12 protein-coding genes are annotated in these 15,896 nt (G+C 68.7%); 10 read left to right on the top strand and 2 right to left on the bottom strand.

Annotated elements, in window-relative coordinates:
• Positions 1-4 precede the first annotated feature (4 nt).
• From ACLJPD_RS03715 to ACLJPD_RS03700, 4 genes are all read left to right on the top strand, one after another.
• On the top strand, positions 5-4,030 hold the full coding sequence (locus ACLJPD_RS03715) for an amino acid adenylation domain-containing protein (protein ID WP_410870288.1): 4,026 nt from the start codon (positions 5-7) through the stop codon (positions 4,028-4,030).
• Positions 4,027-4,704: a DUF6875 domain-containing protein gene (locus ACLJPD_RS03710; RefSeq protein WP_410870287.1), complete on the top strand. Its 678-nt coding sequence runs from the start codon at positions 4,027-4,029 to the stop codon at positions 4,702-4,704. The genes ACLJPD_RS03715 and ACLJPD_RS03710 overlap by 4 nt, the downstream gene beginning before the upstream one ends.
• A gap of 56 nt (positions 4,705-4,760) precedes the next feature.
• A complete protein-coding gene (locus tag ACLJPD_RS03705) occupies positions 4,761-5,726 on the top strand; it encodes an alpha/beta hydrolase (protein WP_410870285.1) in 966 nt (321 codons plus the stop codon).
• Between the two features lie 120 nt (positions 5,727-5,846).
• Entirely contained in the window at positions 5,847-6,299 is a 453-nt protein-coding gene (locus ACLJPD_RS03700) for a VOC family protein (RefSeq protein ID WP_410870284.1), read from the top strand.
• Between the two features lie 53 nt (positions 6,300-6,352).
• Here ACLJPD_RS03700 and ACLJPD_RS03695 read toward each other — a convergent pair whose 3' ends face one another.
• Positions 6,353-6,781, bottom strand: coding sequence for an Ig-like domain-containing protein (locus ACLJPD_RS03695; protein ID WP_410870283.1), 429 nt, complete (start codon positions 6,779-6,781; stop codon positions 6,353-6,355).
• A gap of 175 nt (positions 6,782-6,956) precedes the next feature.
• Between ACLJPD_RS03695 and ACLJPD_RS03690 the strand changes: the two genes are divergently transcribed.
• Together ACLJPD_RS03690 and ACLJPD_RS03685 are read left to right on the top strand one after the other, a co-directional pair.
• The gene (locus tag ACLJPD_RS03690; RefSeq protein ID WP_410870282.1) at positions 6,957-7,178 is read left to right on the top strand and encodes a hypothetical protein; all 222 of its coding nucleotides are present in this window, start codon (positions 6,957-6,959) and stop codon (positions 7,176-7,178) included.
• A gap of 145 nt (positions 7,179-7,323) precedes the next feature.
• Positions 7,324-9,921: a LuxR C-terminal-related transcriptional regulator gene (locus tag ACLJPD_RS03685; RefSeq protein WP_410870281.1), complete on the top strand. Its 2,598-nt coding sequence runs from the start codon at positions 7,324-7,326 to the stop codon at positions 9,919-9,921.
• Positions 9,922-9,923: 2 nt separating this feature from the next.
• On the opposite strand, the gene ACLJPD_RS03680 is transcribed toward ACLJPD_RS03685, so the two are convergent.
• A complete protein-coding gene (locus ACLJPD_RS03680; protein WP_410870280.1) occupies positions 9,924-10,541 on the bottom strand; it encodes a TetR/AcrR family transcriptional regulator in 618 nt (205 codons plus the stop codon).
• Positions 10,542-10,657: 116 nt separating this feature from the next.
• Here ACLJPD_RS03680 and ACLJPD_RS03675 point away from each other — a divergent pair, with 116 nt between their 5' ends.
• The 4 genes from ACLJPD_RS03675 to ACLJPD_RS03660 are packed head-to-tail and all read left to right on the top strand — an operon-like array spanning position 10,658 to position 15,886.
• Positions 10,658-12,031, top strand: coding sequence for a flavin-containing monooxygenase (locus ACLJPD_RS03675; RefSeq protein ID WP_410870279.1), 1,374 nt, complete (start codon positions 10,658-10,660; stop codon positions 12,029-12,031).
• Positions 12,028-13,176 (top strand): serine hydrolase domain-containing protein, encoded by a 1,149-nt coding sequence (locus ACLJPD_RS03670; protein WP_410870278.1) that lies wholly within the window; start codon positions 12,028-12,030, stop codon positions 13,174-13,176. Before ACLJPD_RS03675 ends, ACLJPD_RS03670 begins: the two co-directional genes overlap by 4 nt.
• Before the next feature lie 2 nt (positions 13,177-13,178).
• Positions 13,179-14,222: an NAD(P)-dependent alcohol dehydrogenase gene (locus ACLJPD_RS03665; protein ID WP_410871904.1), complete on the top strand. Its 1,044-nt coding sequence runs from the start codon at positions 13,179-13,181 to the stop codon at positions 14,220-14,222.
• An 11-nt stretch (positions 14,223-14,233) separates the two neighbouring features.
• Positions 14,234-15,886, top strand: a complete 1,653-nt coding sequence (locus tag ACLJPD_RS03660; protein WP_410870277.1) for a class I adenylate-forming enzyme family protein — start codon at positions 14,234-14,236, stop codon at positions 15,884-15,886.
• Positions 15,887-15,896 lie beyond the last annotated feature (10 nt).

Here is a 15,896-nt window from a genome sequence, read left to right as displayed (position 1 = left end):
CACGGTGCGGCAAGGTGAGGGTGGTATCGGCGCGGTCGATGCCGTGATGGCGGCCGATGCTGCGCCGATACCCCTGTCGCCCGGGCAATTACGCTGGTGGGTAGCTCATCAGCTCGCGCCCGACGTACCTGCCACCATCGCCCTGTATCTGGATCTGCGTGGGCCACTGGACATCGCGCGCCTGCGCACCGCGATGCGGTCGGCGGCAGCGCGACTGCAGTCACCGCACGTGCGTATCCGACTCGTCGATGGCACGCCACGTCAATACCTCGACCCGACTGTCTTCGGCGAACTCACCGAGACAGACCTCACCGCGGTCGAAGCGCTTTCGCGAATGGAGGCGGATCGCCGGGCTCGGCTGGACCTGTGCGAGGACGCGATCACTGTCGCGGTGTTGTACCGGGTGGGCCCCGAACGGAGCTTTCTCTATCTGCGCAGTCATCACCTGGTGCTCGACGGTGTCGGAGCGGCGGCCCTGCTGCGGCTCGCGGCCGAGAATTACTCGCGGGGAACGGATCTCGGCCAGGGTGACGTGTTGTCCATCGGGGGCTTGGTCGACGCCGATCGGCTCTACCGCGACTCCTCCCGTGCGGTCGCGGATCGGGAGTACTGGGCGAAAGAGGTTGCGGGGCTGCCCGATCCGATCGGCATCGCGGGTGTCGCCGCGCCCGCGTCGGCCGATCCGCATCGGGTGTCGGCCTGCCTCGACGAGCGCACCGCGAACCTGCTGGCCACTGCGCGGCAGCGCTATTCGGCCAGCTTTCCGGAGTTGACCGCCGCCGCCTTCGCCGCCTTCCTCGCGCGCATGTCGAGCGCCGACCAGGTCGTCCTCTCGCTGCCGGTGGCCGCCCGGCCCACGGCGGCCCTGCGTCGTTCGGCGGGTTCGGTCTCCAATGTCGTGCCCCTGCGACTACGCGACCTCACCACGACAACAGTCGAAGACCTGATCGGCCAGGTGCGGTTGCGGGTGATCGGAGCCCTGCGCCACCAGAGCTACCGCTATGAGGACATCCAACGCGACCGCGGCGAAACCCACTTGGCCCGAGGTGGTTTCGGCCCGGTGATCAACCTCCTCGGCTTCACCGCCCCCTTGACCCTCGGCCCCGTCACCGGCCACGCCCACCTGCTGAGCCTCGGCCCCGTCGAAGACCTCCTCGTCAACGGCTACCAACTCGGCCCCGACAACACCACCGCCACCATCGACTTCCAAGCCAACCCGGCGCGCTACGACGCCGCCACCCTGGCCTGGTACCACCGCCTGTTCCTCGACTGGTTCGCCACCTTCCTGGCCGCCGAACCATCCCATCCCATCCGTGACCTGACCCCCGAATCCCAGGCGCCCCAGCACGTGCGACCGCCCGCCACTGACGCACCGACTTCGACGTTGGGCGAATTGTTCAGTCGCTTCGATGGAACGGACAACGTCGCGGTGGTCGACGGTGCCAGGTCGATGACCTACCGGGAACTCGGTGAGTCGGCGGCGCGGTGGGCCGGGTTGCTCCTCGCGCACGGGGCGAGGCCGGGGAGTCCGGTGCTCACCGCGATTCCGAGGTCGCTCGAGTCCGTGCTCGCTGTGCGCGCCATCGCGGCGGCCGGTGCTTGCCTGACGCCGATCGATGTGGGCGACCCGAGCGAGCGGATCGCCCGGATCATCGACGCGTCCGGTGCGGTGCTCGGCGTGACGACTCGGGCCGCGAAACCCGTGATCACCGGTCGATCCGCTGACCCTGGCGGGCCCGGAGTCACCTGGCTGACCCTCGATTATTCGGACACCCTGGCGCGGATCGCCGATCAACCCTCGGCGCCGATCCTCGACGCAGACCGTGGCACGCGAGCGACCACCGCCCACCCCGCCTACCTGATCCATACCTCGGGGACGACGGGGAAACCCAAAGGCGCCGCGGTGACCCATCGAGGCCTCGGCCCGCTGACGGCCCACCTTCTCGACCGCTATCGGTTGTCGTCGAATTCGACAGTGCTGCACGCTCATTCACCCGCGTTCGACGCGCACCTACTGGAACTCCTCGCAGCCTTCGCCGCAGGTGCTCGTCTGGTGGTCGAGCCGCCCGCGGTTGTCGCGGGCGCGGAACTGGCCGAGCTGATCGTGATGCACCGGGTCACCCACCTGCTCACCACGCCGGCCGTCCTGGCGACGCTGCGCCCGGAGACGGTGCCGAGTCTCGCGGTCGTGGTCGTCGGCGGCGAAGCCTGCCCGCCGGAACTGGTCGCCACCTGGGCAACCCGGGTCCGTCTGCACAATGGTTACGGCCCGACCGAGGCCACGGTGATGGCCACCCAGTCGGCGCCACTGGTGGCGGGGGAACCGGTGACGATCGGCGCACCGCTGCCGAAAGTGTCCGCGCTGCTGTTGGATTCAAGCCTGCGGCCCGTTCCGGCAGGTGCGCGCGCCGAGCTGTACCTCGGCGGACCCTGTGTAGCGCAGGGCTACATCAACGATCCCGCGAGCACCGCGACACGTTTCGTCGCGGACCCACGAGGTGGCGGCGAACGCGTCTACCGCACCGGCGATCTCGTCGGTCCCCGTGCCGACGGTGGCTACGAGTTCCTCGGTCGCATCGACACCCAACTCGCCGTCCGCGGCCGCCGCATCGAACCGGCCGAAGTGGAAACGGCCCTGCTCGCCGACCCCACCATCGCCCACGCGGTAGTCGACATCGCCGACGCGGGCACCCCCGTAGCCCGCCTCATCGCCTATGTCGTCCCCACCCGAGCCCACGGCTGCGAGCACATCCCCTTCGACAGTGCCGCCGTCCTCGCCCACCTGCGCACGGTCCTGCCCGCCGCTCTCGTCCCGGCAGCTCTGATCACCCTCGACCGGCTCCCGCTGACCGCCAACGGAAAGCTCGACCGCGCAGCTCTTCCTGCCCCGCCTGCCATCGCCTACCGCGCTCCGGTGACCCCACTCCAACACCTGATCGCCACCACCTTCGCCGCCGCCTGCGACCTCGATATGGTCGGCGCCGACGACGATTTCTTCGCGATCGGTGGCAATTCCCTGACAGGCGTGAGTGTTTCGGCGGAACTGGCGGCGTCGACGAACACCCCGATCACGGTCCGCTGGCTCTACACCGCTCCCACAGTCGCCGCCCTCGCTCACCGCATCGAGACCTACCGCACCGATGCGGACCCTGGCGCCGACGCCCTCGCCACCGTCCTGCCATTGCGCACCGAGGGCCTGCACCCGCCCCTGTTCTGCATCCACTCGGCCGTCCCCCTCGCCTGGTGCTACACGGGTTTGGCCCGCCACATCACTGACCGTCCCGTCTACGGATTGCAGGCCCCCACGCTGTCCACGGCTGCGCGAGGATCCGAGGCGCCGAGCCGCCCCGCGCGACCATCCGACGAGGTGACAGCCGACCGCCCGCCCGCGCTCGCCGCGCTGACTGTCGATTTCCTCGCCGACACCTATGCCGCCGAAATCGCCCGGCTACAGTCGACGGGCCCCGTCCACCTCCTCGGCTGGTCCCTGGGCGGCCAACTGGCTCACGCCACCGCGGTCCGCCTGCGCGCCAACGGCCGCGACGTGGCCACTCTCGCCATGCTCGACAGTGTCGTCATCCCCGATCACGCCGACCCGCCCCCGCGACCGCGCATGCGCGACCTCCTCACCCACTTGCTCGGTGACGAGCCCGACGACGCCGACAGCCTTCCCGATCTCTCGGCGGAGCAGGCCGCGGCCGAATTGGCCGACGCCGGAGCATCTCTGGGCACCGGCCTCACCGCCGAGCAACTGACAAACCTGCACGAGGCCTACGCCGACGGAGTCCGCCTCTCGCACGGCTACCGCCCCGGCCTCTTCGACGGCCACCTCCTCTACTTCTGCGCCACCCAGGGCATGACCGCCTTCCTCGACGCTCAGATGTGGCGCCCCTTCGTCACCGGCCGTCTCGTCGAACACCCCGTCGACACCACCCACGCCCAACTCACCAACGCCGACGTCGTCGCCCACATCGGCCCCATCCTCGACCGCCACCTGCGCGAGGTCGAAACCGCGACGGCCACACCATGACTATCCTGCGCTCGACGAGAGGCCAACGCACCGCCGCCACCTGGTGGTGCGTCTACGACGACCCCGCCCGCTGGGCCGCCGAACATCCACGCACCGCGCCCCTGCTCGACTGGTTCGCCGACACCCTGATGCGCCACGATCCCGCGCAGGGCAGGCCGGGCCCCGTCTGCCCCTTCGTCAAACCCGCTGTCGCACAACACACCTTGTGGATCGCCGAGCCGGCGGACACCGTGGAGATCACCCACACCATCGACGACGCCTTCGACCTCTACCGCACCCTCGACCACACCGCGGCGGTCCTCACCGTCTTCCCTGCCCTCGAAGACACCACCCGCATCGACGCCGCCCATGCCGCCCGCAAGAGCGACATCGTCCGCGCCGGCGCCATGCTCGGCCAGTTCTATCCCGGCTGCCCGGTCGCGGGGCTGTGGAACCGCGACTACCGCCCGCTGCACGCCCCACTGCCGATGCTGGTGATCCGCCCGATGACGAACACCGATTTCCCGTTCCTCGTCGGCAAGCCGGAATGGCTCTCGGCCTACTTCGATCGGCACGCACCCGGGCTCCCACGCAAACTCCGCGCCATGATTGCGGAGCGGATGCACGTCCCCGACGCGGGACCCGCCTCGATCACCGACCTGCGCGCACATTTTCTGGATGAACACGCACAATAGGGACACGAACCGCCCAATGCCGGACATTAGCGGGGTCATGCGGCACACTACGTCGCATGCGTCGGCTTGTGTGCTGTCTGCTCGTCCTGCTCGGCTGTGGATTGGTCGTCTCGCCTGTGGCGTCGGCGCAATCGGGAATCCTCGACGTCCGCCCCCTAGGTGGCAGACAGTTCGAGGTGGTCGTGCATTCCGCGGCGATGAACCGCCCGATCACGCTGTGGATGTCGCACCCCGGTGCCGGCGCGCCCGCGCTGTATCTGCTGAACGCGGTCGACGGTGGCGAGAGCGGCGGGCCGTGGATGCGCCGCACCGATGTGGTGGACTTCTTCGCCGACAAGCCGGTCAATGTGATCGTCCCGATCGGCGGCCGGGCCAGCATGTACACCGACTGGCAGCGCGATGACGGCGCGCTCGGCCGCAGCAAGTGGACCACCTTCCTGACGAACGAACTGCCCCCACTGCTCAACGACCGTTTCGGCATGACCGGTGCCAATGGCATCGCGGGCCTGTCGATGTCGGCCACCTCGGCCTTGAACCTGGCGATCGCGGCCCCCGGCCTGTATCGCGCGGTCGGCGCCTTCAGCGGTTGCACGCAGACCAGTAACCCGCTCGCCGAGACCCTGGTCCGCGCCCAGCTCGCCACGTTCGGTGCCGACGCCACCAACATGTGGGGCGCGCCCGGCGACCCGACGTGGGCGGCCAACGACCCGACCCTGCACGCCGACCGACTGCGCGGTACCGCCATCTACCTGTCCTCGGGCAACGGCGCTCCCGGCCCGCACGAGGCCTTCAACGATCCGAGCATCGCGGGCAATGTCGGCGTCCTGCTCGACCGTCTGCTGGTCGGCGGCACCATGGAAGCCGTCGTCGGCAGCTGTTCGAGCCCGCTCGCGGGCCGCCTTGCCCAGCTCGGCATCCCCGCCGATGTCCGCTTCCGGGCCGCGGGCACCCATGCCTGGCCGTACTGGCAGGACGACGTCCACGATTCCTGGCCCATGTTCGCGGCGGCCCTCGGCGCCTGAGTTCCTGTCGGCGCCTCGGCGCCCAGTGAGCCGATGGCACAAAAGTTCGGTAGATGTGTCGAAGCGCGGTGCTCGGCTCCGACCAGCGGGTGAAGCAGCCACTCACCCAAGGAGCACATCATGTCCGTCCACACCTTCCTCTGGTTCGATGCCGACGCCGAAGCGGCGGCCGAACTCTATGCCGCGACCGTGCCGAACTCGCGCATCGTCGAGGTCACCCGCCAGGGCGACGGGTCGGCGTTCATCATCGACCTCGACCTCGACGGTCAGTCCGTCATCCTGATGAACGGCGGCCCCGGCCACCCGCACACCGATGCCGCGTCACTGCAGGTGATCGTGGATACCCAGGACGAGATCGACCGCCTCTGGGACGCGCTGTCACAGGGCGGCGGAACACCCGGCCCGTGCGGCTGGCTCACCGACCGGTTCGGGGTGTCCTGGCAGGTCGTCCCCGCCGTGCTGGCCAAGCTGATGGGCGGTGCGCCCGACCGGGCCATCGCCGTCGGCACCGCACTGCGAACGATGTCCAAGCTCGACATCGCCGCCTTGCAACAGGTCTACGACCAGGCCTGACAACGCGAACGGCCGCCGCGGGGAGTTCGCGGCGGCCGTTCACGCGGATGGGGCTAGCCGGCCGAGCCCGACAGCAGCCCACCCAGCTCGGCGGAGCCGGTACCCGTCCCGCCACCGGGTGGGGTGGGCTTCGGTGCGACCGTGATCGTGACGGTCTTCGAGCTGATGAGCTCCTGTACCGCCTTGATCTCGTGGGCACCGGTGGTCTTCGGCGTCCAGGTGATGGTGGCCTTGCCGTCGGCCACCGAGACCGGTTCGCCGATCTTGGTGCCGTTGTCGGTGAAGGTCACCTTGAACAGGAACGAGGTGGCCGTGACATCGGCGGTGACGGTGTAGGCGGTATCCACGTAGTGCGTGCTGCCGCTCACCGCGATCCCCTGGACGAGCGCGGACGCCTGCGGTGCTGCCAGTACGGCGGCCGCGGCCACCGCGGTGAATGCCGTGAGTCCGAAACCGGCACGCCGCGCCTGGTAGATCTTCATGATGGTCTCCTGTTCGCGCTGATGATGAGCGCGACATTAGCCACCGGATCTGCCCGCGTCCCGGAAACTGAAATACTGATGTTTAAAATATGAGGGCCGGTTGCGTCGCAGGTGGCGAGCTAATTCACCCGGAGTGGATGAGGCAGTCCCGGTGACCGGCCGCGACACTGGAACCATGTCGACGTCCGGTCCGCTGCGCTACCAGTTCGTCATCGAGGGCGAGCTGTCCGAGCGTGTCCTCGCGGCTTTTCCCGAACTGCGCCCCAGCTCGCATTCGCCGACCGGAACCACCACCCTGTTCGGCCTCGTCGACGACAGCACCGCCATGCGCGGCGTGATGGCCCGGATCGACACCTTCGGCCTCACGCTGCTGAGCATGTCCCAGTTGCCCGACTGAGCGTTGGCCGACGAGTCGACGTCGATCTGATAACGAGCACCCTGACTTACCCTCACCAGCAACCGAACAGCGGCCGTTTCGCCTACCGTCGATCACGGCGGAGGTCGGCCGCCGCGCGGTGAACAGCGTGTTCAGGAGGGTTGAGATGGCTTCGTCGTCGGGTTCTCTGGACATGCGCAGCGGCAGCTCGGTGATAGCTGCGACCGGTCCGTGTGCCGGTCTGCCCGAGTTGTCGTTCGCGCCTGTTCGCTGCAACGAGGCCTTCAGCCGATTGGATCGAGCCGGGGCCGCTGCCGGACACACGGTGCTGCTGTGTGGACCGGCGGGCAGCGGCAAGACCGTCGTGCTGGTCGACTGGGTGCGCCGCAGGTGCGCGGCCCGCGTCGCGTGGTTGACCGTCACCGAACAACCCGGCACCGACCTGATGGCCGAGATCGCGCGAACCCTCGATCCCGGCTCGGATTCCGTCTCGGTCGGCGTGCTGCACACACCGCTGGACCGCGCCGCGAACCTCATCGCCGCGACCGCCGACATCGAGTCGACCGTGCTGGTGATCGACAACGCCCACCTGCTCACCGACCCGCTGCAACTCGCCGGCCTCGAATATCTGCTCACCCACCTTCCCGCCCAGGTCACCGCGCTGATCGCGAGTCGCTTCGACCCGCCGCTGCGCTGGCACGCCCTCGATCTGGCAGGCAGGCTCACCCGGATCGGCGCGCCCGAACTCGCACTCTCCCCGGACCGGGTCGCCCAGCTGCTCGCCCAGCACGGCTGCCGACTCGACGACGCCGACCTCGCCGTGGTGCACAACCTCACCCGCGGCTGGGCCGCGCTGGTCCGCATCGCGGCGATCTGCCTGTCGGCCAACGGAACCGACCGCGATACGGCCCTCACCGCGCTGGCCCGCCCCGCGCACGCGGTCGCCGACTTCCTGGTCGCCGAACTGCTCGCCTCCCTACCGGCGCCGACACTGGAATTCCTGCTCGCCACCGCCGTTCCCACGCAATTCTGTCTGCCGATGGCGGAAGATCTGGTCGGTGCCGACGCCGCGCGCATCCTCGACGAACTGCTGCGCGCCAACTTCCCCCTGCACACCGTCGCGGACGGGGGTCGGCTCTGGCACACCTATCACCCGCTGTTGCGCGCCTATCTGCTCGCCGAGGCGGCGTACACGAGGCCGGATCATCTGCCCGCCTGTCATCGCCGGGTGGCGGCCTGGTTCACCGCGGCCGCGATGCCGGGGCCCGCGCTCGAGCACGTCCTGGCCGAACCCGGCGCGCCCGGGCTGGTGCCCTTCCTGCGGGACCGGGGTCTGCGCATGGTCATGGAAGGAAACGGCCACACCCTCCTGGCCGCCATCGAAAACTATGCCGAGAACGACACTTTCGTGCGGTTGCTCCGTGCTGCCGTCGCGGTGGAGTCCGGCGATATCGCCGCCGCCGAGGTCTATCTCGAAGCCGCCCATGTCGGGCCGCAATCGGCGGCCGGGGTGGTGTCCGCCGAGTGGGCGGCCGCGCTCGATCACGCCGTGAGCGCGGGAGTCGCTGTGCTGGTCGGTGATTCGTCCTCGATGCGCTGGCCGCTGCCGTCGGTGACCGGACAGCCCGACCTGGACTGCTACGCCGCGCTGTACTGCGGCATCGCGGAGATCTACGGCGGCGAAATCGACAGTGGCGCAACCTCTGTGCGCCACGCGATCGTGCTCGCCGAGCAGGCCGGACTCGGTCGCTTCGCGGTCCGCGCCAGGACCGCGGCGGCCGTGGTAGCCGGGATGGCGGGCCGGATCGGTGAGTTACGCGCGCTGGCCGCCCAGGCGATCGACTGCGCGCAACGCTACGAACTGGCCGGTGCCGCCGATATCGCCCCCGCCAGGGTGATCGCCGCCTTCGGCGCCTACCAGCAGGGTCTCGAGGTCGAGCGACCGCTGCCGAGCCTGCCGTGGGTCGCTGCCGACGAGACGATGGTGCCCGCGCCGGTGCGGCAGGCGGTGATCACGACCGGCGTGCTGATGTTCGACGCCGCCGCGGATCGCTGTGCCGCCGCTCTCGCGCTGAGTAAGCAGCTCCAGCGCCTGCTCGACGAATCGCCGACGCTGCACGGCACCGGCGAACTGGTCACCGATGTGTTGTGGCTGCTACTGCGCGTGCAGGCCAGGGCCGAGGCGCAGCAGTTGGTCGATCACGCGACGCGGGTACTCGGCCGGACCCCGGAGATGGCCGTCGCCGAAGCGGGACTCGCGCTCTACGCGCATCGCCCCGCCGTCGTGCTGACCGTACTGGAACCGGTACTCGCGACCGAGCACCTGTCGTCGCGCTCGCGGATCGCGGCATGGCTGCTGGTCGCGGTCGCCGCCGACCGCCTCGATCGCCCTCGCAGAGTCGACGAGGCCTGTGAACAGGCCCTCGCGCAGGCGGCGACGGAGCAGCTGACGCGCCCGTTCCTCGACGTGCCCGCGGCCGCCGAACTGCTCGCCAGGGTCGGTGCGCGCTTCGGTCAGTACGTGGCTCTCGTCGACCGGATCCGTGCCCATCGCGGCGCCGCCGCCGGCGCACCGCAACTCACCGACACCGAACTCGTTGTGCTGCGCCAACTTCCGTCCGGCATGACGGCGGCCAGTATCGCCGCTGATCTCGGTGTCTCGGTGAACACCGTCAAGACGCACCTGCGCGGCATCTACCAGAAACTCGCCGTGAACGCGCGCGCCGACGCCATCGCCCAGGCCCGCGCGCTCGGTCTGTTCTGACCTCAGTCCGGCGCCTGGAGGGCCGGGAACCAGACATCGGTGAGCACCGCCGCGGCCTGTTCGGCCGAGACGTCGATGGTGCCCTGCATCGCCCAGCGGGTGAAGAACCGCTCGAGCTGGGCGACGAGCAGTTCGATCCGCAGCCTGCCCTCGTCGCGACGGTGTTCGGGCCAGCGGGCGAGATAGGCGGGCATCGTGTCGGCCAGGGACATGATGCCCTCGCGCGCCACCGCACGGAATTCCGGTTCGAGTGCGGTGGCCTCGTCCCACGCCGGGAGCATGTCCCTGTTCGCGAAGAACCAGTCGATCGCACGAGACATCCAGTCCGCGAACGCCGCTCGGGAGCCGGTGGTGAGCACCCGGTCCAGGTCGGCGTAGAAATCCCGCACGCTGGCGAGGGTGCCGTCCTGCGCGATGGCGCGCAGGACCTCGCCCTTGCTCGTGAAGTGCAGATAGAACGTCGCCCGGCTGCAGCCGACGGCGGCGGCGATATCGTCGACGCGCACAGCGGAGTAGCCCTGCGTCTCGAACAGAGTGCGCGCGGTCTCGACGATCCGGGCCGTCGTCAGGCGCTTCTGTTCCGCACGCAGCGAGCCGCGGCGGGCGGGTTCGGTCGTCATCGGCTCATCTTAGACGGTCTGCTCATTCACTGGACGTGATGTCCAGCGAGACGTTATCCTGTGGTCCACGTCACTCGGCATGGTCAACGATGACCGAGGCCGCTCAGGAGTTGTGCATGGATACACCCGCATTGCCGAAGGTGTGCGTCATCGGCGCCGGACCTTCGGGTATCACCGTCGCGAAAAGGCTTGCCGAGAACGGTATTCCGTTCGACTGCTACGAGGCCTCCGACGAGGTCGGGGGAAACTGGTACTTCAAGAACCCCAATGGCATGTCGGCTTGCTATCAGAGCCTGCACATCGACACCTCCAAGTACCGCCTGCAGTTCGAAGACTTTCCGGCACCGCCGGATTGGCCGCACTTCCCGCACCACTCCCAGCTGCTGCAGTACTTCAGGGACTATGTCGACCACTTCGGCCTGCGGGAGCGAATCAGGTTCAACAGCCTGGTCGTCACGGCCGAGCGCGACGACGCGGGCCTGTGGCTGGTGACCACGGCGGCGGGCGACACCGGGGTCTACGACGCGCTCATCGTCTGCAACGGCCACCACTGGAACCCCCGATTCCCGGACTACCCCGGCGAATTCGACGGCGTGCTCATGCACAGCCACGCCTACAACGACCCGTTCGACCCGGTCGACATGCGTGGCAAGCGGATCGTGGTGGTCGGCATGGGCAACTCCGGGCTCGACATCGCCTCGGAACTGTCCCAGCGGTTTCTCGCTTCGAAGCTGTTCGTCTCGGCTCGGCGCGGCGTGTGGGTGTTGCCCAAGTACGTCAACGGTCGAGTGGGTGACCGGGCGTCGATGCCGGCGTGGATCCCCGCCAAGATCGCGCTCAAGCTCAAACAGCGCTTCGTCCGCAAGAACCGCGGCGAGATGTCGACCTATGGTCTGCCGACGCCCGATCACGAGCCGTTCGAGGCGCATCCCTCAGCCAGCGAGGAGTTCCTGCACCGCGCAGGCTGTGGCGACATCGAGTGCAAACCCGCCATCACCCGATTAGACGGCGACACTGTGCATTTCGCCGACGGGACCAACGAGCAGGTCGACGTGATCGTGTGCGCCACCGGCTACCACATCAGCTTCCCGTTCTTCACCGATTCGGCGCTGATGCCCGACGCGGCGAATCGGTTCCCGCTGTTCCAGATGATGATGAAACCCGGCGTGGACAATCTGTTCTATCTCGGTCTGGCCCAACCCATGCCGACGCTGGTGAACTTCGCCGAGCAGCAGAGCAAGCTGGTCGCCGCCTATCTGACCGGCCGCTATCACCTGCCCCCGCGCGAGCAGATCGCCGAGGTGCTCGGTGCGCAGGAAGCCGAACGCAGTGGGCGCTACTACGATTCGCCAAGGCACACCATCCAGACGGAATTCGAGCCGTATGTGCGCTCGATGAACAAAGAGCTCGAGCGCGGTGCGAAACGTGCTGCCGCCGCGGGTCACAGCCTGCCGGTGCCCGCTCGGGTGACGGCCGAGGTGGCGCGATGAGCACTTCCTCGGGTTTCTGCCGTGACGAATTTGCCGGTGTGCGGGCGGCATTCGACGAACACCTCGACTCCGGCGCCGAACTCGGTGCTTCCCTGTGCGTCACTGTCGACGGCGACCCGGTCCTCGACCTGTGGGGTGGTCACGCCGACGAGGCGAAGACCACGCCCTGGGGTGCCGACACCATCGTCAACGTCTTCTCTGTCACCAAGACGATGACGGCGTTGTGTGCCTTGCTCCTGGTCGATCGCGGCGAGCTCGACGTCGACGAGCGGGTGGCCCACTACTGGCCGGAGTTCGCCGCAAACGGCAAGGGCGACATTCTGATTCGCCATCTGCTGTCACACACCTCCGGCGTCTCCGGCTGGGACCGGCCGATCGAGCTCACCGACCTCTACGACACCGAGGCCGCCGCGGCCCGGCTGGCGACGCAGGCCCCGTGGTGGGAGCCGGGCTCGAAGTCCGGCTATCACGCACTCAACTACGGCCACCTCATCGGCGAGGTGGTCCGCCGCATCACCGGTCGTTCGCTCGGCAGATTCTTCGCCGACGAGCTCGCCGGACCGCTCGGCGCGGACTTTCACATCGGCACCGGCCCCGAACACGCCGACCGGATCGCGACGCTGATCCCGCCCCAGCTGCCCGAATTCGATCTGGCCACCCTCGATCAGGACAGCGTGCTGATCAAAACCCTGACCAGCCCGCTCCTCGATCTCGCCGCCACCAGCACGCCCGCATGGCGTGCGGCCGAGAACGGTGCGGTCAACGGTCACGGCAACGCGCGGTCGGTGGCCCGAGTGCAGTCGCTGATCGCCAACGGTGGCGAACTGAGCGGCAAGCGGTTCCTCTCGCCCACGACCATCGAGCTGATCTTCCGCGAGCAGGCGGATGGCGTCGACCTGGCGATCCTCACCCCGCTGCGGTTCGGCATCGGCTACGGGCTGCCGCGGCCACAGACCTTCCCGCACCTCCCCGACGGACGGGTCTGCTGGTGGGCGGGTTACGGCGGCGCGATGGTGGTCAATGATCTGGATCGCCGAATCACCTTCGCCTACACCATGAATCGGATGGCGATCGGTCTGATCGGCTCCGATCGGTGCGACAGCTACTTGAAAGCCACCTTCGACGCCGTAGGAGGCGCCCGATGACCATGCGCGCGATGCAATTGACGGCCCCGGGCACCCTCGAGTTGCGCACCGTACCCGTGCCCGAGCTCGGACCCGGCGATCTGCTGCTCCGGGTCGGCGCGGCCGGGATCTGCCACTCGGATTCGTTCGTGCTCGGCCTGCCGTTTCCGATGAGCGAGAAGCCGCTGACCCTGGGTCACGAGATCGCGGGGACCATCGAGGCGCTCGGCTCCGCGGTGGACGGTCGCAGTATCGGCGAGCGCGGGATCGTGTACCTGTGCTGGTCGTGCGGTGAATGCCGGGAATGCTTGCGCGGCAACGAGAATGTCTGCCTGGCCGCCGGCCGCACCGCGATGCCACCGTGTCCCGGCCTCGGACCCGACGGCGGCATGGCCGAGTACGTGCGCATCCCGGCGCGCTCGTTCGTGCCGATCGCCGACGAACTGGACTTCGCCCACGCCGCACCCCTGGCCGACGCGGCGCTCACACCGATGCACGCCATCCGCGGCGCCACCGACCAGCTGTGGCCCGGTGCCACCGCGGTCGCCATCGGTATCGGCGGACTCGGACACGTCGCGGTCCAACTGTTGAAGACCCTCACCGAGACCACCGTGATCGCGGTCGACGTGGACGCCGACAAACTCGCCCTCGCCACCGAATGCGGCGCCGATCTCGCCCTGAAGGCCGACGAGAACACCGCGGCCACCATCCTGGAGCTCACCGGTGGCCGTGGCGCGGAGGCGGTGTTCGACTTCGTCGGCTCGGACGCCACCGCCACTCTCGCCGTCCAGACGGTGGCTCCGAACGGCGCCTATCGGATGGTCGGTCTCGCGGGCGGTGTCCCTGGCATCGACTCGGGACCGGCGGGCGGACCCGGTCTGCCGTGGGGCGCCACCGTTCGAAAGTCGTACGGCGGCACCAGAACCGACCTCATCGACGTGGTGGCGCTCGCCGCCGCGGGCAAGCTTCGCGCCGAGGTCGAGCGATTCGATCTGGCCGACGCCCGCACCGCCTTCGATCGACTCGACGCCGGCGCGATCCGTGGACGCGCCGTCCTCATCCCTTGATGGAGAAGAACATGACCAACGCTGTAGACCCACAGGAATTCGTGGCCAAGGTGGCCGCGGGCCTCACCGCGCCCGGTGCGCCGTTCGAGCTGACTGTCGAACCCGTTCTCGGCGTGCCGATTCCGGTCTTCGCCGGGCGCCGCGCCAACCTGCGCGAACTGCTCGAACACTCGCTGCGCTGGGGCGATCGCGATTACCTCGTCACCGAGGACCGCCGGATCTCCTTCGCCGAACACGCTGCTGCCGCAGGGGCTCTGGCCACCGCGCTGGCCGCCGGATACGGCGTACGCAAGGGTGATCGGGTCGGCATCCTGGCCGCCAACGGCCCCGACTGGGTGATCGCGTTCTGGGCCGCACAGTGCCTCGGCGCGATCCCGGTCGGCTACAACGCGTGGTGGGCACCGCCGGAGATCGCCTACGGGCTCGACCACACCACGCCGACCGTGCTCATCGCGGACGCGAAAAGGGCCGCGCTGCTCACCGAAACGGGCACCGATCTGCCGGTACTGACCATGGAAGCGGATCTACCCGCCCTGATCGCCGAGTTCGGCGGCGGCGAGATCCCCAGCACGCCGATCGACGAGGACGACCCCGCCGTCATCCTCTACACCAGCGGTACCAGCGGCAGGCCGAAGGGCGTGGTCCATTCGCAGCGGAACATGGTGGCGATCAGCGACTACCACCGCTACACCGACGCCATGATGGCCGCCTTCATGGGGCAGGAGCCCGGCGACGCACCCAGCGATCGGCGCTACCTGGTCACCGCGCCGCTGTTCCACATCGCCAGCCTGCACAACCTGGTCATCCCGCGACTGCTGACCGGTGCGGCGGCGGTGTTCCCGCACGGCGCTTTCGAAGTCGGCCGGGTACTGAGCCTGGTCGAGCGCGAGAAGGTCACCAACTGGGCCGCGGTGCCGACCATGGCTTCGCGACTGCTGGAACATGAGGTGGACCGACACGATCTGTCCTCGCTGACCGCGCTGTCGTTGAACTCCGCGCCGACCTCGCCCGCGTTGCTCGCCGCCCTGCGCGCGAAGATCCCGTCCCTGCAGTTCTCGCTGACCACCAGTTACGGCCTGACCGAGAGCGGGACCGCGGCGACCGTGGCCACCCCGCTCGACCTGGCCGCGGACGACGCCTCGGTCGGCAGGCCGATCGTCGGGGTCGCGGTGGAGATCCGCGACCCCGACGGCAGGGTCCTCCCCGACGGCGAAGAGGGTGAGATCTGTATCCGCAGCCCGTATGTGATGCTCGGCTATTGGAACGATGACACCGCGACCGCGGCATCGATCGACGACCAGAGATGGCTGCGCTCCGGCGATTTCGGCACGATGAACAACGGCAGGCTGACCGTGTCGGGTAGACGCACCGACCTGATCCTGCGCGGTGGCGAGAACGTGTACCCCACCGAGATCGAGAACGTGCTCGTCGAACACCCGGCCGTCAGCGACTGCGCGGTCTTCGGCGTCGCCCATCCCGATCTCGGCCAGGAAGTGGCGGCGATCGTCGTCGCCGAAGCCGGGGCGGTGGACCCGGAGCAATTGCGCGCCTTCGTCGCCGAGCGCCTCGCCAAGTTCAAGGTGCCCGCCCGCTGGCGGATCACTTCGGATGCGCTGCCGCGCAACGCGACCGGTAAAGTCACCAGGCGCGAGCTCGCGATCTAGGGGGTCAGAA

This window comes from Nocardia sp. A7 (assembly GCF_046549215.1).
In the GTDB taxonomy this organism is placed as follows: domain Bacteria; phylum Actinomycetota; class Actinomycetes; order Mycobacteriales; family Mycobacteriaceae; genus Nocardia.
This window is presented reverse-complemented; position numbering and strand designations above follow the sequence as displayed.

What these genes read in the sequence shown, in the direction of transcription:
- ACLJPD_RS03710 (WP_410870287.1), top strand. Translation starts at nt 4,027, where the DNA reads ATGACTATCCTGCGCTCGACGAGAGGCCAACGCACCGCCGCCACCTGG.
- ACLJPD_RS03705 (WP_410870285.1), top strand. Translation starts at nt 4,761, where the DNA reads ATGCGTCGGCTTGTGTGCTGTCTGCTCGTCCTGCTCGGCTGTGGATTG.
- ACLJPD_RS03700 (WP_410870284.1), top strand. Translation starts at nt 5,847, where the DNA reads ATGTCCGTCCACACCTTCCTCTGGTTCGATGCCGACGCCGAAGCGGCG.
- ACLJPD_RS03695 (WP_410870283.1), bottom strand. Translation starts at nt 6,781, where the DNA reads ATGAAGATCTACCAGGCGCGGCGTGCCGGTTTCGGACTCACGGCATTC.
- ACLJPD_RS03690 (WP_410870282.1), top strand. Translation starts at nt 6,957, where the DNA reads ATGTCGACGTCCGGTCCGCTGCGCTACCAGTTCGTCATCGAGGGCGAG.
- ACLJPD_RS03685 (WP_410870281.1), top strand. Translation starts at nt 7,324, where the DNA reads ATGGCTTCGTCGTCGGGTTCTCTGGACATGCGCAGCGGCAGCTCGGTG.
- ACLJPD_RS03680 (WP_410870280.1), bottom strand. Translation starts at nt 10,541, where the DNA reads ATGACGACCGAACCCGCCCGCCGCGGCTCGCTGCGTGCGGAACAGAAG.
- ACLJPD_RS03675 (WP_410870279.1), top strand. Translation starts at nt 10,658, where the DNA reads ATGGATACACCCGCATTGCCGAAGGTGTGCGTCATCGGCGCCGGACCT.
- ACLJPD_RS03670 (WP_410870278.1), top strand. Translation starts at nt 12,028, where the DNA reads ATGAGCACTTCCTCGGGTTTCTGCCGTGACGAATTTGCCGGTGTGCGG.
- ACLJPD_RS03665 (WP_410871904.1), top strand. Translation starts at nt 13,179, where the DNA reads ATGCGCGCGATGCAATTGACGGCCCCGGGCACCCTCGAGTTGCGCACC.
- ACLJPD_RS03660 (WP_410870277.1), top strand. Translation starts at nt 14,234, where the DNA reads ATGACCAACGCTGTAGACCCACAGGAATTCGTGGCCAAGGTGGCCGCG.